Below are 18,294 nucleotides of genomic sequence, written 5' to 3' on the forward strand. Positions count from 1 at the left end.
TGGTGAGGTCCGCCAACCGGCGTCAGCCGCCCTCCCGGCGGCTGTACGGGCAGCAGAAAGGCCACCTCCCGGAGCCGGGAAGTGGCCTGAGCTGCGTGGGCGATACTGGGATCGAACCAGTGACCTCTTCGGTGTGAACGAAGGAAGGCCACCCCGCCTGACCTGCGGCTCTATCCGCGTAGCCGCTCCGACCTGCAAAAAGTCGTATGCGCGAGTAGGCACGAATAACATGCCGTCTCAAGATCATGACTCATGGGTGACACATCAAGATCACGCCGCTGACTCACGATCCGCCCGCCCGAGCACGCCTGATCGCCTGCCGCGCCCGGTCGAAGCGCTCCTCCCGGGAATGCAGGTACCGCTGCGCCGATCGGATGTCCTCGTGCCCCATCAGCGCCATGATGTCGTGCAGCGGCACTCCCTCGTCGGCGAGCCGCGTACCGAAGGTGTGCCGCAGGTCGTGGGCGGTCGGCTGCGGGTCCTCAAGTCCAGCGCCGGCAATCGCCGGCCGGTACGGGTGGCCCTTCACCACCTTGCGCTCCGGCACCCCGTGCAGCGCCCGCAACCACACCCGCGGCCGCCAGTTGGAGTACCGAAGCGCGTCGCCTTGCTCGCTGGTGAACACCAGCCGGCCCGGGCCGTCGCCGGGGAACACGCCGATGACTTCCGGCGCGGCCAGCTTCGCTGCCTTCATTCGGCCCACCAGGTGCTCCCCGTAGGTCACCATCCGGTTGCCCGCGGCGGACTTCGCGTACGGGCGCGCTGTGCCATCGCGCTCCAGCACCCACGCGATGTGGATCCGGTGCCGGCGGGTGTCGACCAGCTCCGGCGGGATGGCCGCCGCTTCCTCCCAACGCAGGCCGGTGTCGGCCATCAACTCCACGAACAGGCCCGCGTCGACCCGGCCGGGAAAGATGCGGTCGAGCGCGTCGACCAGCTGCTTCTCCTCGTCCGGGTCAAGGACCCGGTCGACGTGCGCGTTGCGCTTCGGCCGCCGGACTCCGCGTGCAGGGTTGACCCGGATGAGGCGGGCGTCGACGGCCAGGTCCAAGACGGCGCGCAGCACCCCGATGGCGCCCTCGATGGTGGCGGCGCCGACCGGCGGCTTGCAGCCGTGGCAGGTGTCCCGCTTGCGGCAGCTGCCCTTGTGGGTGCCCTCCATCTCGACGACCCACGCGGTGACGTCCGGCTTGAGGATCGTGCCGACCGAAACGTCAGCCCAGCGGGGCGCGACGTGCACCCGCCAGTGGGATTGGTCGCGGCGGCGGCTGGCCTGCTCCAGGCGGCGGGCCGTCGTGCCCCACTGCTCCCAGCACTCCCCGACCGTCTTCTTGCCGGCACGCGGGTCGATCCAGTCGCCCTTGCGGATGTCGGCCTCCAGGTCGGCCGCCCAACTTTGGGCGGAGCCCTTGAGCCGGAAGGTCTCGGTGACCCGGTCTGGGTCGCTGCCCTTGGGTAGCCGGACGGTGGCCGCCCACTTTCCGGAGGACAGCTGGCGGATCCAGGCCACGGGTCATCCCTCGCCGGCGGCGTGGTCGAGCCACCAGCGGACTTCGTCGACCTCGGCGGCGGCACGCTGCCGGCGGAGTTCGTACAGCCGCTCGCGCATGCGGGCCTTGACCCTGGCCGGGACGTCGCTGTGCTCGATGACCTGGAGGGCGGGATCGGCGGCGACCTCGTCGGGGCTGGGCGCGTGGACCTGGTGGAGGTCGCCCTGCTGGTAGTAGCCGACGCGGACGAGTAGCTCGCCGAGTGGGACGTCGAAGGTGCGGGCGACGAGTCGGACGCTCTCTTCGCGGACGTCGACTTCTTCGTCGAGCCAGCGGGTGACGGTGCGGCTGTTGACGCCCAGGCGACGTGCGAAGGGTTCTTTCTTGCCGCGGGTGTGGTTGGCCATCAGTTCCCGGATGACGGTCGCCCACGCGGTGCGGTTGATGGACCTTTCGGCGGTTGCCACGACCAGAGGATACGGGGCATGCGCGCCCGAACCTAAGGGCGGATCTGCCTGGTCGCGTAGGCGTAGACCCCCGAATGGCCTGTTAGTCATGCGCGCGTTGCGTCGCCTGCGTAGCACTCGCTGTGACATACGGGCACGGTACTCGGGCACGTACGCCCGATGCCAGTCATCCGAACGGCTGATCCACGGGCGCACATGCCCGACTTTTGTTGACGCCCGCTACCTGCGGCATTAACGTCCAGACACATGAGCCCAGACACGCAAGCCCGAGAATCGGCGTCAGAGTCGGGCATCCGCGCGGGCGTGTTGCTCCGCTCCGACCGGTTCGACCTGATGACCCGGGTCCTCGGCTGCGAGAGCGACCTCGCCCGCGCCCGACTCGTCAACGTCGACCCCAAGACGCTGTGGGCCGCCCGCAAGGGCCGCGTGGGCGAGAAGTTCATCGCCCAGGTCCTCGCCGGCCTCGACCGGCACAAGGCCGAGCTGGAACTGCTCGGACTCTCCCCCACCTTCGAAGAGATCTTCGAGGTCCGCGAGAAGGTCCCGGCCTGATGGACGACCAGCTGCTCACGGTCAAACAGGTCGCCGCCCGCTGGGGCGTCGACAAGATGACCGTCTACCGGGCCATCTGGGCCGGACAGCTGCTGTTCGTCGATCTCGCTCCGCCCGGCTCCAGCCGGGCCCGCATCCGGGTCCGCCCCAGCGCGGCCGACCACTACATCGAATCGCGAGAAAGCGCAGGCAAGGCAGCATGACGCACCCACCCGCCGGCCCGTCCACCCCGCCGTCCTCACCGGGCCCCGGCCGCACCATCACCGCCCTGTTCGACTCCATGCGCGCCAGCCGGACCCGCTCGCAGGCGGCCGCCGAGGGCGCCGGCGCTCGCGGCCGCTCGGCGGCGCCGCTGTCGATGGAGGCCCGCCTCGACCGGTACTTCCGCCAGAACGGCGGAGAGCGGCTGACGCCCCGGCAGAACCGGCGGGCGATGCGCAAGGAGCGGCGGCTGTCGCGGCCGCTCGTCGGCTGATCCACGAACTCCGACCGCATCTGGTCGGAGCCCGCGCCGGCCATCTGAATGACGTCGACAGGCCGGCGCGGGCCACCAATCTCCCGGCCCGCCGGGGACCCCCGCGAATCCCCGCCACCGCGAAGCCCCGGGGGTCGCCCACGGCCCGGCGGGCCGGGACACCCATCGAGAGGAAGCGCCGCCGATGCCACTCACCCGAGCGATCGCCATCGCGGTGCAGGCCTGCGCGTTGACCGCGCTCACCTCGCTGTACCTGGCCGGTGCGGCGAATCCGCAGCCGGCCCCACCGGCGGCCCCGGTGACGGTGCGGCCGGCGACGGCGGCGGAGGAACGCGACTGGCAGCTGCGGCAGCTCGACGCCGCGATCACCGAGGCCCAGCGGGCCCGGCAGTAAGACCGCGGGCCGCCCCATCGCCCGGGACGGCCCGCGTACCGACCCACTCACCACTCCTAGGCAGGAGCAGGTCGATGACCGAAGACAGTACCCGCACCCACACCACCGCCGGCGAGCTGCGCATCGGGCAGCACGTCGTCCTGCGCCTCGGCGGCGCCGTCGTCGAGACGACGGTCTGCACCGTCGAGAACGTCCACCCCTACACCGACTTCCACAACGGCGACGAGATGGTGTCGCTGTTGTTCACAAAGGTCGCGGGCGGTAACCCGTTCTCGAAGGACTGGCGTACCTCCTCCGAGGTGCGGTTGGCCACCGCCGAGGAGATGGCGGCCGTTAAGGCCGAGATGGCGATCGCGAAGGAGGACAGACGCCGGGAGCTGGTGGCGGCGGCGCTGGTGAAGCTGGCCAAGGACATCGTCGAGCTCAAGCTGCCGGTGACCTCGTCCTGGTTCAACGCCGAGCCTGGGGTGCTTGCCTCGCGGGCTGATCTGGACCGGTGGGCGGAGTATGTCGGCTGCGATGTGCAGACGAGCAACGACATTCCGTCGATTCGCGGCAGGATCCCGCTCGCCGAGCGGCTGGAGCTGCACATCGACACGCAGTCCCGGAAGGAGCCGAAGCCGGCTGCTGAGGACGCCGACGCAACGCCGGCCTACGGCGACGAGCACCGGCCCGGTTGCGACCCGACGTGCACGGCCACCCACCACGGTGGGCTGTGCGGCGACCCGTGGCATGAGCAGCCGACCGAGCCCACCGAGCCGTGCCCCGCCTGCGGCGACCAGCCGCCGTCGACCACGGTCGACGCCGTCGAGCCGGAGCACTACCACGCGGCCGGCGCGATCGGCGGTGCCGGCGAGAACAGCGCCGTGTGCGCGTGCGGGGCGGCGGTCGGCGGGTTTGACAGCCAGGCGGAGGCGCTGGCGGTGCTGAACGAGCACATCGCCAACCCGGACCCGGCCGCCGAGTCGGTGGATCGGGGTGTGGTTGACCCGGATCCGACCTCGGTGACGCTGACCGCTCCGCAGGCGGCCACGCGATGAGCGAGCCGATCTTCCCGGCCGCCGCGCCGCTGACCACTCCGGACGTCGCCGACGAGCACCCGCCGCACTGCGCGTGCATCCCCTGCACCGACGCGCTCCTCGCTCGCATCGCTCGCCCCCTGGCCCAGCCGGGCCCGCAGACCGACCCGGCGCTGCTGCCGGCCGGCCGGGCGGCCGCGCACCTCGGGCTGGTCGGCACGGTCCGCGACGACGAAGAGCCGGACGACCCGGAGGCACCGCCGCCGCCGTTGCCGGCGGGTGTCGACGGCTACCAGGTAGGCGGCCGGGTACGGCCGCCGGTGGACTCCCCCGACCGGGCTGCCCATCCGGGCATCCCCACCATCCGTACGGCCCGGTCGGGGGCCAAGCAGGGTGCGGCGGGCACGGGGGCGTGCCCGCCGCACCCCACCCGGGGCGGTGCAGCCGCATGAGCGTCGACCCGTGGGAGGGCCTGCCGGTCACCCCGGCACCCGCCATCGACCACTCGAAGTGCGACTTCGGGTGGCAGCCGGTGAAGTGCGACCGGTGCGGCGCGGAGTACGTGTGCACGCCGTCGAGCGACTTCTACTGCGCCGCCGAGGGTGACCACTGCTGCGAACCGTGCCTGCTGCGCGGCGTCGGCATGACCACCGTGGTGCTGGTGCCCCCGGACGGTGCGGCATGAGCAGCCTCTACCCCACGCCGGCCCGGCTCGCCCTGCTCGACCTGGTCACCTCCGGGCAGATCATCCGCGACGCAGCCGGTGACGACCGGGTCATCGACGGTGCCCGCAAGGTATCCGCGCAGATCGCCGACCTGGAAAAGGCCGGCTGGGTCACTCTCACCGCGAAGCGCTGGCAGGCCACCCCCACGGGGGAAGCGCACCAGCAGCTGCGGATCTGCAACTACGGCACCCACGCCGTCGCCGAGACCGGACCGGAAACCGACCCGCGCGTCATCGGGCAGGCCATCCGCCGCAGCCCCTCCGGCCCTGGCTCCTGGTGGGTGCAGGTCGGTGACGGCCAGGCGGCGTGCCGCAACGCCGACAGCGCGGTGGCCGAACTGCGGCGGCGGGCGGTCGAGCTGCTCGCCGCTGAACTCACATCTGAGGAGTCCTGATGCGCACCACCATCGTGGAGCTGCCACCACTGACCGGCGAGCGGTCAGGGTGGTGGGCCACCGCCGCCCACCGCCACCCGACGCCCGATCCGGCCTGGTCGGAGGCGTTGACCGGCACCACCCAGGAGCTGCCGGCTATCCCAGCGGAGGCCGAGCTGGTGCCGCTGGACGGGCTGACCATGCCGGTCGAGCAGCTCGGTGAGCTGGTGCCGGCGTTGATCGCGGAGGCACTGGCCGCCGAGCTGGCCGAGACCGCTGACGACGGGCCGGAGCCTCAGGAGCACCCCTCGGAGACAGAGGGGGCAGGCCAGTGACCACCCGCACCCAGGACGAGATCCTGGCCCGGTTCCGCGAACTCGCCGACGAAGACCTGTTCGGCTGGCGCCGCGAGGTCCTCACCGACGCGATGACCCGCGACACGGCGCAGCAGGCCCTCGAAACGCAGATCCCCGCCGAGGACTGGACCGAACCCGGCGACATCGAGACCGACGCCCGGAACTACCTGGAGTTCGCCGTCGACAAGGCGGCCGGGCACCGGGGCATCTCGACGAGCCGGTCGGTGGAGAAGCTGGCTGAGTTCGCGTGGCTCCTCGGCCGCGACGACGTCGTCCAGGCGATGGAGACGGCCGAGTATCCGCAGTACGGGGTGCCGAAGCTCAAGGCGTTCGCCGAGGGGATGGGGTGGCCGTGGCCGGGTGAGGTCACTGCCTGGGAGTCGAAGGCGTTGGCGCGGATGGCCGAGGGCCTGCCGTGCCAGGACGACTGCGCGGAAGGGTGCGGCCAGTGAGCGCCGTCGACCTGGACGCCATCACCCGCGAGGTGGACCGTGTCCGCCACGTCCACGCCGGGATCCAGGACCACGTCCGGCCGGGCCTCGTGACGGGCTACCTGCTCTCCGTCGAGCAGTCCGCCGCCGACATCCCGGGCCTGGCGAGCACCGTCACCGCGCTGGCCGCCGAGGTCCGCCGGCTGCGTACGGTCCCGGCCGCCGCCGAGCCGACCGACCGGCAGCTGATCGCCGCTGCCCACCGGTGGGCCCGCACCCACGGTTGGACTTGGCACGAGTGGAACGGCTGGATCAACAACAGCCACCTCGCGAAATCCACGATCGGCGTCGACTGGAGCAACGACGCCGTGATCGTCCGCCGCCGGGTGGCCGACTACGGCTGGCGCAGTGCCGAGTATCCGGTCGAGTCGGTGCGGCAGGCCGTCGACGTGCTCGCCGCCCTGGCGGTGCTGCCCATCGAACTGTCGACCGGATACCGCGCCGGCCAGGCAACCGCCGTCGCGCTCATCGACGGAGACCGGCTGTCCACTCCGGACGACGACTGCACCCACGGTGGCGACTGCCGCGTCCACCCCGACGCCCGGATGCCGCACAACTACGACCGGGAAGCCAACCAGCAGTGACAGAACGCACCACCACGGCCGCACGGCGGGTCACTCCGACCGCCGTGCGGCTTCTGCCCGCCGACGCTGACCGCGACACCTGGCTCGCCGCCCGCCGCGGCGGCATCGGATCCTCCGACGTCGCCGCGATCCTCGGCGTCGCCGACCGCAACACCGCCGTGCACGTCTACCGGGACAAGCGCGGCGAGCTTGTCGACGACGCCGGCGAAGCCGCCCTGTGGGGCAACCTCCTGGAGGAACCCGTCGCCCGGGAGTGGGCCCGCCGGCAGAAGTCCGTCGTCCAACGCGTGGGCCTCGTCGCGCACGTCGACGAGCCGTGGCAGATGGCCACCCTGGACCGGCGCGTGGCCGAATGCCCGATGAACCGCGAGGTCCGCACCAAGTGCGCGCTGGAAGTGAAGTGCCGCTCGGCGTACAAGGCAAGCCGGTGGCGGTCCGACATCCCCGACGACGTCCTCGCCCAGACCACCTGGCAGATGCGCGTCACCGGCTACGACCACATCCACGTCGCGGTGCTCCTCGGCGGTAACGAGCTGAAGATGACCGTCGTCGAGCGGGACGACCGGATGGAGCGGTACGTCCTGCGTGAGGTCACCCGGTTCCGGGAGGAGAACCTGCTCGCCGGCGTCGAACCCGAGTGGGACCTGAGCAAAGCCGCAGCGCTGATCGAGATGGACGCGCTGATGCATCCCGACCGGGTCGGTGAGATCGACCTGGACGAGATCGGCGAGGTCATGGAGTACGCCGAGTTGTCCGCGCGGGCTGGTGCCGCTGATCGCCGTCTCAAGGAGGCGCGGGCGACCCTCGCCCGGCTCGCCCGGGGCGCGCAGACCGTCACGTTCGGCGGAGAGCTGGCCTTCGAGTTCAACCCCGTCACCAAGCGAGCCGTCGACCTTGACCGGCTCCGCGAGCGGCACCCGGCCGCCTACGCCGACGCGGTGACGGAGAAGACCCACTACCAGATCCGGATCGCTCAGGCGTTCCGGCGGACAGGAGAGTTCGAGTGAGCCTGCGAGACCGGGCCGAGGCCGCCGAGGCCCCACCGGCCGACGAATGGCCGGAGACCGCCACCCCCGGTGCCGGCGTCCGACCCACGCCCGCCCGCGCCGCCGAGCCCGTCGACGAGCTGCCCGACATCGAATACACCGGGGCGATCGCCCTCGTCGACCAGGTGCCCGTGCACGAAGCGTGGGCGCGGGTGATGGCCGACGTCCAGTCGGTCGGCAAGGGCGACCGGTTCGCCGTCGCGGGGCAGGGCAACTACAGCTATCGAGGTGTCGACCGGGTCCTCAACGCGGTCGGTCCGGCGCTGCGCCGCCACGGTGTGGCGGTCATCCCGGTTCGCACGGAGCCGTCGTACCGGGACGTGGCCACGTCGAACAACAAGAAGATGCGCGAGTGCACGGTCACCGTGACGTACGAGATCCACGGGCCGAAGGGCGACACGATGCCCGCGCAATCGTGCGGTGAAGCGTTCGATTCCGGCGACAAGAGCACCACGAAGGCGTGCACCGTCGCGTACCGGAACCTGCTCATCACCGCCCTGTCCATCCCGACGCGGGACCCGCGGCTGGACGCGGAGGCCAGTAACCACGAGCGGGGTGCTGGCCCGGCCGCCCGGCCGGCGGACTACCGGGATGAGATCGCGGACCCGCGTACGTCGTTGGGCCGGCTCAAGCAGATGTCGGGCGAGCTGCAACAGCACAACCTCCTCGGCGCGGTGGTGACGAACGAGGTCGGCGAGCAGGAGCAGCTCGGCGCGATGTACGCGCGGGTGGTCCGGCAGCGTCGGGCGGAGGCGGGCGAGTGAGCGGCTGGCTGGTCGTCGCGGTCGACGGCACTCTCACCCACCGCACCGGCACCCCCACCGCCCAGCTGATCCGCGAGGCGATCGGCGACGACGCAGACCGGGTCGGACTGCCGCCAGGGCTGGCGGGCTGGGTCGACGGCGACGGCCACCCCAAGCGCCTGCCCCGCAACGAGGTCGGCAGCGTGCTGCTGATGGCCCTCGGCGCCGGACACCAGCCGTACGCCGGGCCGGTGGTGATCACCGGCTGGCACCGGGTCATGGAGATCACCGAGCTGGACCACGACACCGAGTGGTACGTCCGCACGGTCCACGACCGGATCCGGTACGCGCTCGGTGGCGGGGTGGACGGCCACGGGTTCGCCGACGCGGCGCGGGAAACGGCCGCTGCGGTGCGGGAGGCGGAGACGCCGACGCTGCGCGTGATCCCGCTGGGCGGTCGGTCATGACCGTCGACGCCGCGAGCCTCACGCCCAAAGTCAAGGCCATGCTCACCGCTGCGATCGCCCGCGAATACGAGACGGTCACCGGACTGATGGCGGAGATCGCCACCGACGCTGGCACCGCCGGAGTCTGGGCCACGTGCGGAGTGCTCGCCGAGCTATTCAAGGGACACCTGGGAGCCGACGCGCCGGGCGCATTCACGTTCCTGCGCGTCACCGACGAGCACGGCAAACAGCTCGACCCGGGCGCACTCCCGGTCGAGATGCGGCCGCGGCTGTGGGCGACCCGGTTCGTGACGGCCTGGTGCAACGGCGACAAGGACACGGCGATGGCCCTGTTCCGGGCCAGCTTCGATGACCCGGAGGGCCATGTGGCTGGGGTGTCGGCGCTGATCAGCATGACGGCGGGCGTGCTCCGCTCGTCGGCAGGTGATGCGTCGTGAGTTGGGACGACTTCGACGACTGGGGCCCGTACGAGGACCACCCGGTTAAGGAAGAGCCGGACTGCCCGCCGTGCGGCGACACCGGCCGCGTCGGCCGCCGGAACTGCAAGAGCTGCAACCCGACCGTCGTGCAGCACCTGTGGTGGCTGCTCACGTGGCGGATCCGGTGGCAGCTGCGCCGGCTCGGTGACCGGCTACGCGGCAACCAATACGACGAGGAGGCCCCGTTCTGATGACCACCGAAATCACCGAGCTGCGCATGGTTGGCCTCGATCTCTCCCCGACCGGTACCGGTATCGCCGTTACCCACGACCACCACGGTCGGCCCGGTCTCGCCTGCCGCACCGCGCTATCCCCATGGGGACCGGACCGGCCCCACGACCGGCTCCAATCGATCCTCAACGACGTTGCTGCGGCCGCGAAGTGTCGACCACACCTGGTGCTCATCGAGGGTGCCTCGTACGGCTCCTCCGGGAACGTCGTTGATCAGCTCGCCGGTCTCCGCTGGGTCGTGAAGCACTGGCTGTGGGTGCAGATGATCCCCTACATCGAGATCACGCCGGCCACGCTGAAGGTGTGGGCCACCGGCTCCGGCGCGACGCACGGCGAGAACAAGGTGACCAAGGACAAGGTCATCGCCGGCGTCGTCGCGGTGTACGGCCACCTGGTCCACATCGACCCCCGCGACGACAACCAGGCCGACGCGGTAGCGCTGGTGACGATGGGCCGGGCCGCGTACGGGCAGCCGATGGCCACCGTCAACGTGCACCGCCGCCGCGCGTTGGAGACGCCGAGCTGGCGCACGTTGTCCACCGAGTCGGGGCCGGTGGTGCCGGCATGAGCGGCCAGGTCCCCGCGCACCTCGTCGCCCAGGTCGACCAGTACCGGGCGTTCATCGCCGAGCTCGCCGGCCTCGCCCGGGCGCACGCCGCCGAGGACCCGTGCGGATACCCGCAGGTCTGCCCCGGGCAGGCGGTCGCGGATCGGTTCGACCAGTTGTCGCCGCCGCGGCGTGCGCTGCTGGAGTGCCTGATGGTGGCAGAGCTGGCGCACCTCGGCTACGGCCAGCGGGCGCCGGCGCCGGCGGCGGAGCCGGTGAAGCCGGCGGCGGAGAGCCGGCCGGTCGAGTCGCCGGCGGAGCGCAGGTGGTGGTGGCCATGGCGGAACTGACCGAGCTGTCGGACGCGGGCCCCTGCCGCTGCTGCCAGTGCGGGCAGTGGGACCACAAGCGGGGCAAGGGCGGCTGCAAGCAGTGCGGCGTGTGCGCGAAGTACGAGCCGCCGAAGGCCGGGCCGGTGGTCGAGTCGGATCCGGCGTCGCCGGTGCCGGGTGTCGTCGAGGAACGGCCGGACGGTCCGGATCTGGGTGTGTGCGTGGGCGGGCCGCTGCCGGCCGAGCCGGGCGACGTGGACTTGCCGGTCAGGCGGCGGCGTCGCCGTGGGCCGTCCGGGACGGTGGTGGCCACGGATCCGGCCGCGCAGGCGGAGTCGCTGCGGCTGGTGGCCGCCGTCGACGCGCAGCTCGGCAAGCCCGGCCCGACCGTAGCCGGGGGCATGACGGCTGCCCACGATGACCTCCGCCGGCATCTGTACACCCGGCACCACAACCTCGCCGCGCTGGGGTTGAGCGACGCGGACGCCCGGGACGACCACGCCCACGAACACAGAGGCCCCGGAACCATCCGCAACCACGACCCGGCCGACCTGTCCTACGACCCCTATCGACCCGACGCGCAGCTGGCCGAGCCGGAGCCGACGGCCGACGTCGCCGAGCAGCTGCGCGCCGACCTGGCCGAGGAGCGCCGCGAGCACCAGGCGACCGCGCAGCTGCTCGCCGAGCAGCGGCAGATCGCCGAGCGGGCCACCGCCGAGCTGACCGCGACGCTGCGGGAGCTGGGCCGGGAACGGGCGAAACTGCGGGCTGCCCGGGAGCGCGTCGGCGAGCTGGAGAGGACTCTGGCCCGGCAGCTGGACGGCCCGGCCGCAGAGGCCGGCCCGGGCCGCGTGCTGTGGCAGTACGACGCCCGCCAGTGCCTCGACTGTGGCTTCCGGACCACCGTCGAGGACCTGGACCACGAGCATCCGCTGGTGCCGGTCACCGTGCTGGTCGTCGCCCGGGAGACGCCGTGATCACGCTGACCCGCAGCGACCGCGACGCCCTCGCCACGCTCGTCGCCGGCGGCCGCGTGGCGGTGGCGCGCCGGTACGGGGCCGGCCGCCTCCAGGCCCTCGCCGCCCTCCTGCGCGGCGGCGGCCGCCGCCGCGCGGTGGAACTCGTCGACCTGTTCGACGGTCTGGCCGCCCGGCCGGTGCGGGAGTTCCCGCCGTCCGGTGTCCGGCCGGGCCGCGTCCTTTACACGGCTCGGGCACACACCCCGGCCGATCAACCCAGCAAGGAGCACACCAGGTGGCAGTGAAGATCAGCGCCCAGCTCACGGGCGCGCAGCGGGATATGAACGGGCTGAACCGGATCGAGGAGCAGCTCGTCGAGCAGCCGCGCGGTGACCGGTACGCGGTCATCCGGTACGACGTGAAGCGCGTCGCGGACGAGATCAGCGAGGGCATCAAGATCCCGACGGTGGAGATCGTCCACATCGAGCCGGTGGAGGGTGTGACGGCGGACAGGGTACGGGAGATCCTCGCCCAAGAGTACGAGGACCGCACGGGGAAGAGCCTCGATGGGGATCCGACCCTGGCGCCGGAGAACTTCTTCAACCCGGACGCGGTGCCGGAGGCGTCCGGGGAGGAGATCCTCGCGGAGCGGGCGGAGCGGCTGGCCGCCGAGGCGGAGGAGGAGCGGGCCGAGCGGGGCCCGGTCGCCGTGCCGGCGTTCTCCGGCGGCGGTGACGCGGCATGACGAGGCGAACCTTCGAGATCATCGCCGCGCCGGGCATCAATTCCGAGGTGCGCATCGACGGCAACCTGCTCGACTGCGTGCGCGGCTACATCCTCACCAGCGACGTGCGCAGCGTGCCCCGGCTGGAGCTGGATCTGCTCGTGTACGAGGCAACGCCATTGTCGGGTGAGGCGACGGTGATCGTGCCGGACAGCACGCGAGAGGCGTTGATCGCGCTCGGATGGACGCCGCCGGCTGAGGGCGCCCCGTCGTGATCCCTCAGGACGATCCGCTGCTGACGCCTGGCGAGGTGGCCCGGCTCTTCCGCGTCTCCCCGAAGACCGTCACCCGGTGGGCCGCCACCGGCCGCCTCACCAGCATCCGCACCCCCGGCGGACACCGCCGATTCCGCGAGTCGGAGGTCCGGGCACTGCTGAAAGACCAGCCGACATGACAACCCTCATGGTCAGCGACCTGCGAGCCCGCGTCGACGCCGGCGCGGCGTGGCTCGACGTACGCGTGCCCGGCTGGCACGACCAGGTCGACCTCGACTTACTCGACGTGGCCAGCCCCGGCTGCTGCCCGCTCGGGCAAACCCTCGGCTTCCCCGCCGACGGCATGGACTTGGACCAGGCCGCCGGGCTCGGTTTCGAGGCGTCGGCATCGCACGACGCGATCGCCGAGGAGTACGAGGCGCTGACCGCGCTGTGGCGGCGTGCCATCGCGCAGCGGCGAGCGGAGCCAGCCCGTGGCTGACCAGCTCACCACCGGCTACCAGCGCGTCTGGGCAGAGCGTTTCGGCCCACCACCACGCCCAGACGACCGCAATCCATCGACCAGCTGCGACGCCGCCGCGCCCACCCGGGCCGGCGGCGTCGCCCGCCCCCAGCCCACCCACCACCGAGACGAGCAGCCATGACCACCACAACCCTGCCCCGGGCACGCTCACCGAGAACCGCCACCACCAGCGGCATACAGCGCCGCGAACGCGCCGAGCAGCTACCCCTGCCGACTCGCATCGGTGACCTGGCCGGCACCGACATCATCCACGGCTTCGCCCCGCTGTTCCCGACGGTCGGGGCCGCGCAGTGCCGCCGCTGCTTCGGCTGGCCCGACGACCCCCGGCACGCGTTGACGGGGATGCGTCGTGCCTGACGAGTTTCCCACCGAGAAGTGCCGGTCCTGCACGGTCGAGGTGATCTGGGCCGTCACCGAGCGGGGCAAGTCGATCCCGGTCAACGTCGACCCGGAGGCCGGCGGCAACATCCAGCTGGCCGAGCAGTACGGGCAGCTGACCGCCGTGGTGGTGCCCGCCAAGCGCGCGTTCGGCCGGAAGAACCTGCGCAAGTCCCACTTTGTGGACTGCCCGGACGCGGCAAAGTGGCGGCGGCGATGAACGACTTGCTGCTGATCGCTACGCAGGACCAGGCGCTGCACGCCATCCTCGCCCACGTCGACCAGCCCAGCACCGACCCCGCCCTGCGCGCCGTCGTCTGCGCCGTCACCGCGCTGCACGGCGTCGACCCACCCGACCAAGGACCACGGCCCGCCGCCGACTGCGAGGACTGTGACGGCACCGGCGTCATTGACATGCTGATGCCCGACGACACCCCCGGCACCGTCCACTGCCACTGCCAATGCCAATGGTGTCCTGCCTGCGACGAGCCGCTGTGCGCAGGCATGTGCCCGACGATCGCGGCCGTCGCAGTGGCCTTGGGTCTGCTGCCGCCCGAACAGGGGCCGGCGTGCGGTGGCGTCCAGCCCGTGCCCGCCGGAGGGCTGTGGATGGCGTACCGCTGCTCGGAGACACCGGGTCACGGCGGTGACTGCCGGGCGGTCATCGACGGCCGGACCGTCGCGACGTGGCCACGCAAGGCGGTCCGGTGATCCCGCAGACCCGGGCCGAGGTGCTCGCCCGCCTCCGCGCCGCCCCGGACCGGGTGCGCCGTCTGCTCTACCTGGCCCGGGCCAGGCGCCGGCGCACCCGCTACATCCTGACCCGCCGCTGATCGAAGGAACCGCATGACGACTCCGTACACCGACGCCGACAGGGCCCTGGCGGAGGCAGCCGTCAAGAAAGCCCTGATGGTCGACCCGTTCGCCTCTGACGGCGACCTCGCCCAGGCGGTCCTCGACGCGCTCGCCGGCGCCAACCGGATCGCTCCCGCCGACGCGGCGGGTGACCAACGATGACCGCCCGGACGCGCACCCGCACCGACGGCAGCCTCGACGAACGACACCGGCTGGGCCAGCAGATCCGCCACTGCCGCGATCGGCTCGGCATGACCCAACGCGACCTGGCAGCCATCAGCGGCATGCGGCAGGACTCCGTCTGGTGCGTCGAGACCGCTCACCGCGACGTGATGCTGTCCACCGTCGTCGACATGGCCGCCGGCGTTGACCGTCGCCTTGCCGTCGTCGCCGAGTATCACCTGCCGCTGCTTGGCCTGTCGGCCGCCCAGGTGGACGCCCTGGTGCGTGCCGCCGACTCGTGGGCCGACAGTGCCGCCGCTGACGCCATCCGCGCTGACCAGCCCGACGACACCGACCCGAATCTGCTGGCGGCTCTCGCCAAGCTCACCAAGACGGAGGTCTGATGACCGAGACGCACGCCGATCACATCCGCGCGGCTGCCCGCACCATTGCCGCCGAGCGCCTCCGCCAGCCCGTCGACGACTGGCAGGCGGTCGCCGCGCACGTGGCCACGACCGAGGCCGACGCCGACGCGATCGCGGTCGAGCTGGCCCGGCTCGCCGACACGCTCAAGGACCCCGCGCCGCGCAGCGCCGCACAGCAGATGATCGCCGACCTCACCCGCGACCGCGACCGCTTCAAGGCCGAGCGCGACGCCCTGCTGGGTACCAACCGGCAGCTAGCGGAAGGGCTCCGTGACGCGCAGGAGTCCGAGGAGCATCTGGCCGAGCAACTCCGCAACGCCCGCCGCAAGCTGAACGCTGCCACCACCCCGGCCTACGTTCACCACCTGCTCGACGCGTACCTCACCGGCCAGCCCCTCAACTTCCGGCGCGACCCGGTACCGCTCGACGTCCAGCGGCGGCTGGAGCACGCGGTGGCCACCGGGCAGATGGGCACCGCCCCCGCTTCGCCCCGTGGAGCCAAGGAGCAGATCGAACGGACCCTCGCCGCGATGCACGCCACCGGCGGCGTCGAGACCTACCGCGCCACCGACGACCGGGCCGCGGACCAGACCAATCTCACCCAGGACCTGGTTGCCGCCCTGGCCGACTGCGTCGTCAAGGCCGTCGAGCATGGCGAGCAGGACGGCGGGTTCGTCGCCTTCTACCTGCTTCCCACAGGGCCCATCCACCGCGCGATCGCGCTGCTCCAACAGCGTCACGGCATCACCGTGCGGCCCGGGTTCGTCGGCCGCGAGGTGACCGATGCGAGCCTCCAGACCGACTGGCAGCACGAGATCGCATTCGACGACGACGGCACCTGGAGCATCGGCCACCCCGACGGATGCCCCGGCCAGGCCGGCGGAAACTGCGACGTCGCCCGGCTCGCCACCCAACAGCTGGCCAGCCTCGACCTCCAGAGCACCAGGCTGATCGGGCACCGCTACCGCTGCGCCGTCGGTGACCTCGGTGACCACTTCCTGATCGGCGACCGCATCGACGAGCCGGCGGCCACCCTCGCGCAGATCGAGCGTGATGCTGCCCAGCTCGACGACGACCTGGTCGCCGGGCGGGTCGCGGACCGGTTGGGCGACCCACCGCCGAACCCCACCGGTGGATCCCGCTGCACCTGCCCCCAGGTCGACGTGTCACCGCTGCACGAGCCGCCCGGCACCCGGACCGTGCCCGGCTACCCCGCCCCCGCCTGCTCCGAGCACGGCTGGACCAAGCCGAAGCACGACCACACCACCGGCTACCCCACCTTCGCGCCCGACGCCGAACTGGTCGTCAGCACCACCGACGGGCCGCAGCAGTGGACCGGCGCCCGGTGGAACGAGCACGTCCACGCCGCCTGGAAGGCCCGCAACGGCGTGCTGGAGCTGCTGAGGATCTGCCCGACGCCGACGTGCACCACCGCATGCCCGGCCAACCCTGCCCGGACGGAGGGCTGACGTGGACGACGATCAGCTCCGCAAGCTCGCCGCCGGCCGGCCCGGCTACGCCACCTACCCCGACAGCCGGCCCGGCAGCCCGTCATGGTGGACACGGCGCGGCCACCAGCCACCCGCGCGACCCACACCCACCTCCCAGCCGTGGGCCGGCCCGGACCCGCTGATGGCGTTCGGACCGCCGATGATCCTCGCCCCGCTCGACGACGACCCGGCCGACCAGTTCGCCGACGAGTTCGCGCCCACCCTGGCCGAGCAGCTCCAGGAGCCCAAGGTGCGGGCGGCGTACGAAGCGGAGGCCGCCGAGCAGCTTGTCGAGCGGCACGGTGAGCCCATGCGCGAGGCCCTCTTCCGGGCCCGCAGTCGGAACGCCGACCACCGCCGCTGGTGGCACCGGTGGAGTTGGCGATGACCGCCGACCTCGCCGGGACCGTCATCGGCCTGGCCGTCGCGCTGCTCCTGGCCGTCGCGCTGGTGTGGCTAATCGTCTCCGGGCTCACCGACAGCCTGCGGCACCACCAGAATGTCGCCCGCATCCGGGCCGAGTCCCGCCGCGTGCTGGCCACATACCGGAGCCGGCGATGACCCACCAGCAGCCGCTCATCCCCACCCGCCACGCACCCGACATCTGGAAGAAGTACCGCCTGCCCGGCACCCGGCGCGTCAACGAAGCCGCCTGGGAAGACGCCCGCGCCCAACGCCAGTCAGTCGGCACCTGCCGCCACGCACCGGCCGGAGTGCAGTGCGGCGGATACCTCAACCCGGGCCAGCCGTACACCGTCGGCGGCCGCCGACGGATGTTCCCCACCAGCTGCTCGTCCTGTGGCCACGAGACGGCCGCTCCGGGCCCGTCGCCGCCGAGGAAACGCGGCCGACGGTGACCACCAGTCCAACGAACCAAAGGAGCCCAGTGACCCCGATCCACAACGGACCCGCCCGCAACGCCAAGGGCCGCCAGCGGCGCGTCCTTACCGCTGACCGCGATCCGAGCACCTGCCACTGCCCGAACGGCCGGCCCATCCCGGTGGCCACCTTCCGCAAGCAGCAGCTCGTCGACATCGAGCTGCTGCACCTCCGCGCGGCCGGCTGCGTCCTGCCGACCGTGCACGTGCCGCCGCGCACCTGGCTCACCGGAGCCGCCCACTGACCTCTACCCGGCCCGGCCAGACACGTCGTCTGGCCGGGCCCAGCACCACCCCGAACCAACGAAGGGCGCACCTTGAGCTACGAGGCCGTCAAGTGGGCACTTTACGAATCGCCCACCCTGCTCACCCCCGCCGGCAAGCCAGACACCGTCGCGAAGTTCGTGCTCGTCGCCCACTGCGAACGGGCTGACAAGCATGGCAAGGGCAGCTACCCGGGCCCGGCCGCTCTCGTCGCCGCCACCGGCTACGACGAACGCACCATCGACCGCGCCGAGAAGCGCCTCAAGGCCGAAGGTCTCCTGATCCCGCGCGGTATCTCCCACCTCGGTACCGCCCGCTGGGACGTCGACATGTCGAAGGTCCGCACCGACAGCGGCCAGGAACAGGCAGAGGCCCGGATCAAGCGCCGCCGAGAAGTGGATGCGAAGCGCCAGCGGAGCCGCCGAGAGCGATTGAAGGCGGCGGCCGAGAATGCGAACTCGACGGCCGCAAGCATTGACGGTGACGGACAACCGGATGCGATTGTCACGGACTCTACGTCCGTGACATCGGCACCAACCGAGCCCGATTGTATCGAGCATCACCCATCCACCGGTGAGGGTGTCACGGAT

General features: G+C 71.9%; 39 protein-coding genes. 37 read left to right on the forward strand and 2 right to left on the reverse strand.

The genetic code is table 11. The features are described 5' to 3' along the window. Positions 1-283 precede the first annotated feature (283 nt). Both AC507J_RS09605 and AC507J_RS09610 read right to left on the reverse strand, forming a co-directional pair. The gene (locus AC507J_RS09605; RefSeq protein WP_496288731.1) at positions 284-1,510 is read right to left on the reverse strand and encodes a tyrosine-type recombinase/integrase; all 1,227 of its coding nucleotides are present in this window, start codon (positions 1,508-1,510) and stop codon (positions 284-286) included. Positions 1,511-1,513: 3 nt separating this feature from the next. Beyond that, a complete protein-coding gene (locus AC507J_RS09610) occupies positions 1,514-1,957 on the reverse strand; it encodes a hypothetical protein (protein ID WP_496288732.1) in 444 nt (147 codons plus the stop codon). 246 nt (positions 1,958-2,203) lie between these two features. On the opposite strand from AC507J_RS09610, the gene AC507J_RS09615 reads away from it, so the two are divergent. The 37 genes from AC507J_RS09615 to AC507J_RS09795 all read left to right on the forward strand — a co-directional run. Beyond that, positions 2,204-2,509 (forward strand): hypothetical protein, encoded by a 306-nt coding sequence (locus tag AC507J_RS09615; protein WP_496288733.1) that lies wholly within the window; start codon positions 2,204-2,206, stop codon positions 2,507-2,509. Then, a complete protein-coding gene (locus tag AC507J_RS09620; RefSeq protein WP_496288734.1) occupies positions 2,509-2,712 on the forward strand; it encodes a helix-turn-helix domain-containing protein in 204 nt (67 codons plus the stop codon). Before AC507J_RS09615 ends, AC507J_RS09620 begins: the two co-directional genes overlap by 1 nt. Continuing rightward, positions 2,709-2,984, forward strand: coding sequence for a hypothetical protein (locus AC507J_RS09625; protein ID WP_496288735.1), 276 nt, complete (start codon positions 2,709-2,711; stop codon positions 2,982-2,984). The genes AC507J_RS09620 and AC507J_RS09625 overlap by 4 nt, the downstream gene beginning before the upstream one ends. A 184-nt stretch (positions 2,985-3,168) precedes the next feature. Beyond that, on the forward strand, positions 3,169-3,378 hold the full coding sequence (locus AC507J_RS09630; protein WP_496288736.1) for a hypothetical protein: 210 nt from the start codon (positions 3,169-3,171) through the stop codon (positions 3,376-3,378). Positions 3,379-3,452: 74 nt separating this feature from the next. After that, positions 3,453-4,418, forward strand: coding sequence for a hypothetical protein (locus AC507J_RS09635; protein ID WP_496288737.1), 966 nt, complete (start codon positions 3,453-3,455; stop codon positions 4,416-4,418). Further along, on the forward strand, positions 4,415-4,849 hold the full coding sequence (locus AC507J_RS09640) for a hypothetical protein (protein ID WP_496288738.1): 435 nt from the start codon (positions 4,415-4,417) through the stop codon (positions 4,847-4,849). Before AC507J_RS09635 ends, AC507J_RS09640 begins: the two co-directional genes overlap by 4 nt. Then, complete coding sequence (locus AC507J_RS09645; RefSeq protein ID WP_496288739.1) at positions 4,846-5,082, forward strand: hypothetical protein; 237 nt, start codon at positions 4,846-4,848, stop codon at positions 5,080-5,082. Before AC507J_RS09640 ends, AC507J_RS09645 begins: the two co-directional genes overlap by 4 nt. Next, entirely contained in the window at positions 5,079-5,516 is a 438-nt protein-coding gene (locus AC507J_RS09650) for a hypothetical protein (RefSeq protein ID WP_496288740.1), read from the forward strand. Before AC507J_RS09645 ends, AC507J_RS09650 begins: the two co-directional genes overlap by 4 nt. Next, complete coding sequence (locus tag AC507J_RS09655; RefSeq protein WP_496288741.1) at positions 5,516-5,830, forward strand: hypothetical protein; 315 nt, start codon at positions 5,516-5,518, stop codon at positions 5,828-5,830. The genes AC507J_RS09650 and AC507J_RS09655 overlap by 1 nt, the downstream gene beginning before the upstream one ends. After that, positions 5,827-6,303, forward strand: coding sequence for a hypothetical protein (locus AC507J_RS09660; RefSeq protein WP_496288742.1), 477 nt, complete (start codon positions 5,827-5,829; stop codon positions 6,301-6,303). The genes AC507J_RS09655 and AC507J_RS09660 overlap by 4 nt, the downstream gene beginning before the upstream one ends. Beyond that, positions 6,300-6,926, forward strand: coding sequence for a hypothetical protein (locus AC507J_RS09665; protein WP_496288743.1), 627 nt, complete (start codon positions 6,300-6,302; stop codon positions 6,924-6,926). Before AC507J_RS09660 ends, AC507J_RS09665 begins: the two co-directional genes overlap by 4 nt. Further along, positions 6,923-7,933, forward strand: a complete 1,011-nt coding sequence (locus AC507J_RS09670; RefSeq protein ID WP_496288744.1) for a YqaJ viral recombinase family nuclease — start codon at positions 6,923-6,925, stop codon at positions 7,931-7,933. Before AC507J_RS09665 ends, AC507J_RS09670 begins: the two co-directional genes overlap by 4 nt. Then, on the forward strand, positions 7,930-8,736 hold the full coding sequence (locus AC507J_RS09675) for an ERF family protein (RefSeq protein ID WP_496288745.1): 807 nt from the start codon (positions 7,930-7,932) through the stop codon (positions 8,734-8,736). Before AC507J_RS09670 ends, AC507J_RS09675 begins: the two co-directional genes overlap by 4 nt. Then, positions 8,733-9,182 (forward strand): hypothetical protein, encoded by a 450-nt coding sequence (locus AC507J_RS09680; RefSeq protein WP_496288746.1) that lies wholly within the window; start codon positions 8,733-8,735, stop codon positions 9,180-9,182. The genes AC507J_RS09675 and AC507J_RS09680 overlap by 4 nt, the downstream gene beginning before the upstream one ends. Further along, positions 9,179-9,619, forward strand: a complete 441-nt coding sequence (locus AC507J_RS09685) for a hypothetical protein (protein ID WP_496288747.1) — start codon at positions 9,179-9,181, stop codon at positions 9,617-9,619. Before AC507J_RS09680 ends, AC507J_RS09685 begins: the two co-directional genes overlap by 4 nt. Continuing rightward, entirely contained in the window at positions 9,616-9,852 is a 237-nt protein-coding gene (locus AC507J_RS09690; RefSeq protein ID WP_496288748.1) for a hypothetical protein, read from the forward strand. Before AC507J_RS09685 ends, AC507J_RS09690 begins: the two co-directional genes overlap by 4 nt. After that, positions 9,852-10,460 (forward strand): hypothetical protein, encoded by a 609-nt coding sequence (locus AC507J_RS09695; protein ID WP_496288749.1) that lies wholly within the window; start codon positions 9,852-9,854, stop codon positions 10,458-10,460. Before AC507J_RS09690 ends, AC507J_RS09695 begins: the two co-directional genes overlap by 1 nt. Next, on the forward strand, positions 10,457-10,789 hold the full coding sequence (locus AC507J_RS09700) for a hypothetical protein (protein WP_496288750.1): 333 nt from the start codon (positions 10,457-10,459) through the stop codon (positions 10,787-10,789). The genes AC507J_RS09695 and AC507J_RS09700 overlap by 4 nt, the downstream gene beginning before the upstream one ends. Beyond that, positions 10,777-11,748: a hypothetical protein gene (locus AC507J_RS09705; RefSeq protein WP_496288751.1), complete on the forward strand. Its 972-nt coding sequence runs from the start codon at positions 10,777-10,779 to the stop codon at positions 11,746-11,748. The genes AC507J_RS09700 and AC507J_RS09705 overlap by 13 nt, the downstream gene beginning before the upstream one ends. Further along, the gene (locus AC507J_RS09710) at positions 11,745-12,035 is read left to right on the forward strand and encodes a hypothetical protein (RefSeq protein WP_496288752.1); all 291 of its coding nucleotides are present in this window, start codon (positions 11,745-11,747) and stop codon (positions 12,033-12,035) included. The genes AC507J_RS09705 and AC507J_RS09710 overlap by 4 nt, the downstream gene beginning before the upstream one ends. Continuing rightward, a complete protein-coding gene (locus tag AC507J_RS09715; RefSeq protein WP_496288753.1) occupies positions 12,026-12,475 on the forward strand; it encodes a hypothetical protein in 450 nt (149 codons plus the stop codon). The genes AC507J_RS09710 and AC507J_RS09715 overlap by 10 nt, the downstream gene beginning before the upstream one ends. Further along, positions 12,472-12,729, forward strand: coding sequence for a hypothetical protein (locus AC507J_RS09720; protein ID WP_496288754.1), 258 nt, complete (start codon positions 12,472-12,474; stop codon positions 12,727-12,729). The genes AC507J_RS09715 and AC507J_RS09720 overlap by 4 nt, the downstream gene beginning before the upstream one ends. After that, positions 12,726-12,908 (forward strand): BldC family transcriptional regulator, encoded by a 183-nt coding sequence (locus AC507J_RS09725; RefSeq protein ID WP_496288755.1) that lies wholly within the window; start codon positions 12,726-12,728, stop codon positions 12,906-12,908. The genes AC507J_RS09720 and AC507J_RS09725 overlap by 4 nt, the downstream gene beginning before the upstream one ends. Then, a complete protein-coding gene (locus AC507J_RS09730) occupies positions 12,905-13,210 on the forward strand; it encodes a hypothetical protein (RefSeq protein ID WP_496288756.1) in 306 nt (101 codons plus the stop codon). The genes AC507J_RS09725 and AC507J_RS09730 overlap by 4 nt, the downstream gene beginning before the upstream one ends. Then, positions 13,203-13,373, forward strand: coding sequence for a hypothetical protein (locus AC507J_RS09735; RefSeq protein ID WP_496288757.1), 171 nt, complete (start codon positions 13,203-13,205; stop codon positions 13,371-13,373). Before AC507J_RS09730 ends, AC507J_RS09735 begins: the two co-directional genes overlap by 8 nt. Next, positions 13,370-13,609 carry a hypothetical protein gene (locus AC507J_RS09740; RefSeq protein ID WP_496288758.1) on the forward strand — a complete coding sequence of 80 codons (240 nt, stop codon included), beginning with the start codon at positions 13,370-13,372 and terminating at the stop codon, positions 13,607-13,609. The genes AC507J_RS09735 and AC507J_RS09740 overlap by 4 nt, the downstream gene beginning before the upstream one ends. After that, positions 13,602-13,850 carry a hypothetical protein gene (locus tag AC507J_RS09745; RefSeq protein ID WP_496288759.1) on the forward strand — a complete coding sequence of 83 codons (249 nt, stop codon included), beginning with the start codon at positions 13,602-13,604 and terminating at the stop codon, positions 13,848-13,850. The genes AC507J_RS09740 and AC507J_RS09745 overlap by 8 nt, the downstream gene beginning before the upstream one ends. Further along, on the forward strand, positions 13,847-14,341 hold the full coding sequence (locus tag AC507J_RS09750; RefSeq protein WP_496288760.1) for a hypothetical protein: 495 nt from the start codon (positions 13,847-13,849) through the stop codon (positions 14,339-14,341). Before AC507J_RS09745 ends, AC507J_RS09750 begins: the two co-directional genes overlap by 4 nt. Then, complete coding sequence (locus AC507J_RS09755) at positions 14,338-14,463, forward strand: hypothetical protein (protein ID WP_496288761.1); 126 nt, start codon at positions 14,338-14,340, stop codon at positions 14,461-14,463. The genes AC507J_RS09750 and AC507J_RS09755 overlap by 4 nt, the downstream gene beginning before the upstream one ends. A gap of 13 nt (positions 14,464-14,476) precedes the next feature. Further along, positions 14,477-14,647, forward strand: a complete 171-nt coding sequence (locus AC507J_RS09760; RefSeq protein WP_496288762.1) for a hypothetical protein — start codon at positions 14,477-14,479, stop codon at positions 14,645-14,647. Further along, positions 14,644-15,051 carry a helix-turn-helix domain-containing protein gene (locus tag AC507J_RS09765; RefSeq protein WP_496288763.1) on the forward strand — a complete coding sequence of 136 codons (408 nt, stop codon included), beginning with the start codon at positions 14,644-14,646 and terminating at the stop codon, positions 15,049-15,051. The genes AC507J_RS09760 and AC507J_RS09765 overlap by 4 nt, the downstream gene beginning before the upstream one ends. Further along, positions 15,051-16,541: a hypothetical protein gene (locus AC507J_RS09770; RefSeq protein ID WP_496288764.1), complete on the forward strand. Its 1,491-nt coding sequence runs from the start codon at positions 15,051-15,053 to the stop codon at positions 16,539-16,541. The genes AC507J_RS09765 and AC507J_RS09770 overlap by 1 nt, the downstream gene beginning before the upstream one ends. Position 16,542: 1 nt before the next feature. Continuing rightward, positions 16,543-16,950 carry a hypothetical protein gene (locus AC507J_RS09775; protein ID WP_496288765.1) on the forward strand — a complete coding sequence of 136 codons (408 nt, stop codon included), beginning with the start codon at positions 16,543-16,545 and terminating at the stop codon, positions 16,948-16,950. Beyond that, positions 16,947-17,123: a hypothetical protein gene (locus AC507J_RS09780; RefSeq protein ID WP_496288766.1), complete on the forward strand. Its 177-nt coding sequence runs from the start codon at positions 16,947-16,949 to the stop codon at positions 17,121-17,123. Before AC507J_RS09775 ends, AC507J_RS09780 begins: the two co-directional genes overlap by 4 nt. Beyond that, complete coding sequence (locus AC507J_RS09785) at positions 17,120-17,419, forward strand: hypothetical protein (protein WP_496288767.1); 300 nt, start codon at positions 17,120-17,122, stop codon at positions 17,417-17,419. Before AC507J_RS09780 ends, AC507J_RS09785 begins: the two co-directional genes overlap by 4 nt. Positions 17,420-17,448: 29 nt before the next feature. Continuing rightward, positions 17,449-17,685 (forward strand): hypothetical protein, encoded by a 237-nt coding sequence (locus AC507J_RS09790; RefSeq protein ID WP_496288768.1) that lies wholly within the window; start codon positions 17,449-17,451, stop codon positions 17,683-17,685. A gap of 72 nt (positions 17,686-17,757) precedes the next feature. Beyond that, positions 17,758-18,294 (forward strand): hypothetical protein (locus AC507J_RS09795; RefSeq protein ID WP_496288769.1); only part of this gene is annotated, 537 nt, incomplete at its 3' end.

The sequence above is a fragment of the Micromonospora sp. PRAS1 genome (assembly GCF_059553435.1).

Bases quoted from the DNA above. Each gene is read 5' to 3' on its own strand.
- AC507J_RS09615 (WP_496288733.1), top strand. From the start codon at position 2,204: ATGAGCCCAGACACGCAAGCCCGAGAATCGGCGTCAGAGTCGGGCATC.
- AC507J_RS09620 (WP_496288734.1), top strand. From the start codon at position 2,509: ATGGACGACCAGCTGCTCACGGTCAAACAGGTCGCCGCCCGCTGGGGC.
- AC507J_RS09625 (WP_496288735.1), top strand. From the start codon at position 2,709: ATGACGCACCCACCCGCCGGCCCGTCCACCCCGCCGTCCTCACCGGGC.
- AC507J_RS09630 (WP_496288736.1), top strand. From the start codon at position 3,169: ATGCCACTCACCCGAGCGATCGCCATCGCGGTGCAGGCCTGCGCGTTG.
- AC507J_RS09635 (WP_496288737.1), top strand. From the start codon at position 3,453: ATGACCGAAGACAGTACCCGCACCCACACCACCGCCGGCGAGCTGCGC.
- AC507J_RS09640 (WP_496288738.1), top strand. From the start codon at position 4,415: ATGAGCGAGCCGATCTTCCCGGCCGCCGCGCCGCTGACCACTCCGGAC.
- AC507J_RS09645 (WP_496288739.1), top strand. From the start codon at position 4,846: ATGAGCGTCGACCCGTGGGAGGGCCTGCCGGTCACCCCGGCACCCGCC.
- AC507J_RS09650 (WP_496288740.1), top strand. From the start codon at position 5,079: ATGAGCAGCCTCTACCCCACGCCGGCCCGGCTCGCCCTGCTCGACCTG.
- AC507J_RS09655 (WP_496288741.1), top strand. From the start codon at position 5,516: ATGCGCACCACCATCGTGGAGCTGCCACCACTGACCGGCGAGCGGTCA.
- AC507J_RS09685 (WP_496288747.1), top strand. From the start codon at position 9,179: ATGACCGTCGACGCCGCGAGCCTCACGCCCAAAGTCAAGGCCATGCTC.
- AC507J_RS09695 (WP_496288749.1), top strand. From the start codon at position 9,852: ATGACCACCGAAATCACCGAGCTGCGCATGGTTGGCCTCGATCTCTCC.
- AC507J_RS09700 (WP_496288750.1), top strand. From the start codon at position 10,457: ATGAGCGGCCAGGTCCCCGCGCACCTCGTCGCCCAGGTCGACCAGTAC.
- AC507J_RS09705 (WP_496288751.1), top strand. From the start codon at position 10,777: ATGGCGGAACTGACCGAGCTGTCGGACGCGGGCCCCTGCCGCTGCTGC.
- AC507J_RS09720 (WP_496288754.1), top strand. From the start codon at position 12,472: ATGACGAGGCGAACCTTCGAGATCATCGCCGCGCCGGGCATCAATTCC.
- AC507J_RS09730 (WP_496288756.1), top strand. From the start codon at position 12,905: ATGACAACCCTCATGGTCAGCGACCTGCGAGCCCGCGTCGACGCCGGC.
- AC507J_RS09740 (WP_496288758.1), top strand. From the start codon at position 13,370: ATGACCACCACAACCCTGCCCCGGGCACGCTCACCGAGAACCGCCACC.
- AC507J_RS09750 (WP_496288760.1), top strand. From the start codon at position 13,847: ATGAACGACTTGCTGCTGATCGCTACGCAGGACCAGGCGCTGCACGCC.
- AC507J_RS09760 (WP_496288762.1), top strand. From the start codon at position 14,477: ATGACGACTCCGTACACCGACGCCGACAGGGCCCTGGCGGAGGCAGCC.
- AC507J_RS09765 (WP_496288763.1), top strand. From the start codon at position 14,644: ATGACCGCCCGGACGCGCACCCGCACCGACGGCAGCCTCGACGAACGA.
- AC507J_RS09770 (WP_496288764.1), top strand. From the start codon at position 15,051: ATGACCGAGACGCACGCCGATCACATCCGCGCGGCTGCCCGCACCATT.
- AC507J_RS09780 (WP_496288766.1), top strand. From the start codon at position 16,947: ATGACCGCCGACCTCGCCGGGACCGTCATCGGCCTGGCCGTCGCGCTG.
- AC507J_RS09785 (WP_496288767.1), top strand. From the start codon at position 17,120: ATGACCCACCAGCAGCCGCTCATCCCCACCCGCCACGCACCCGACATC.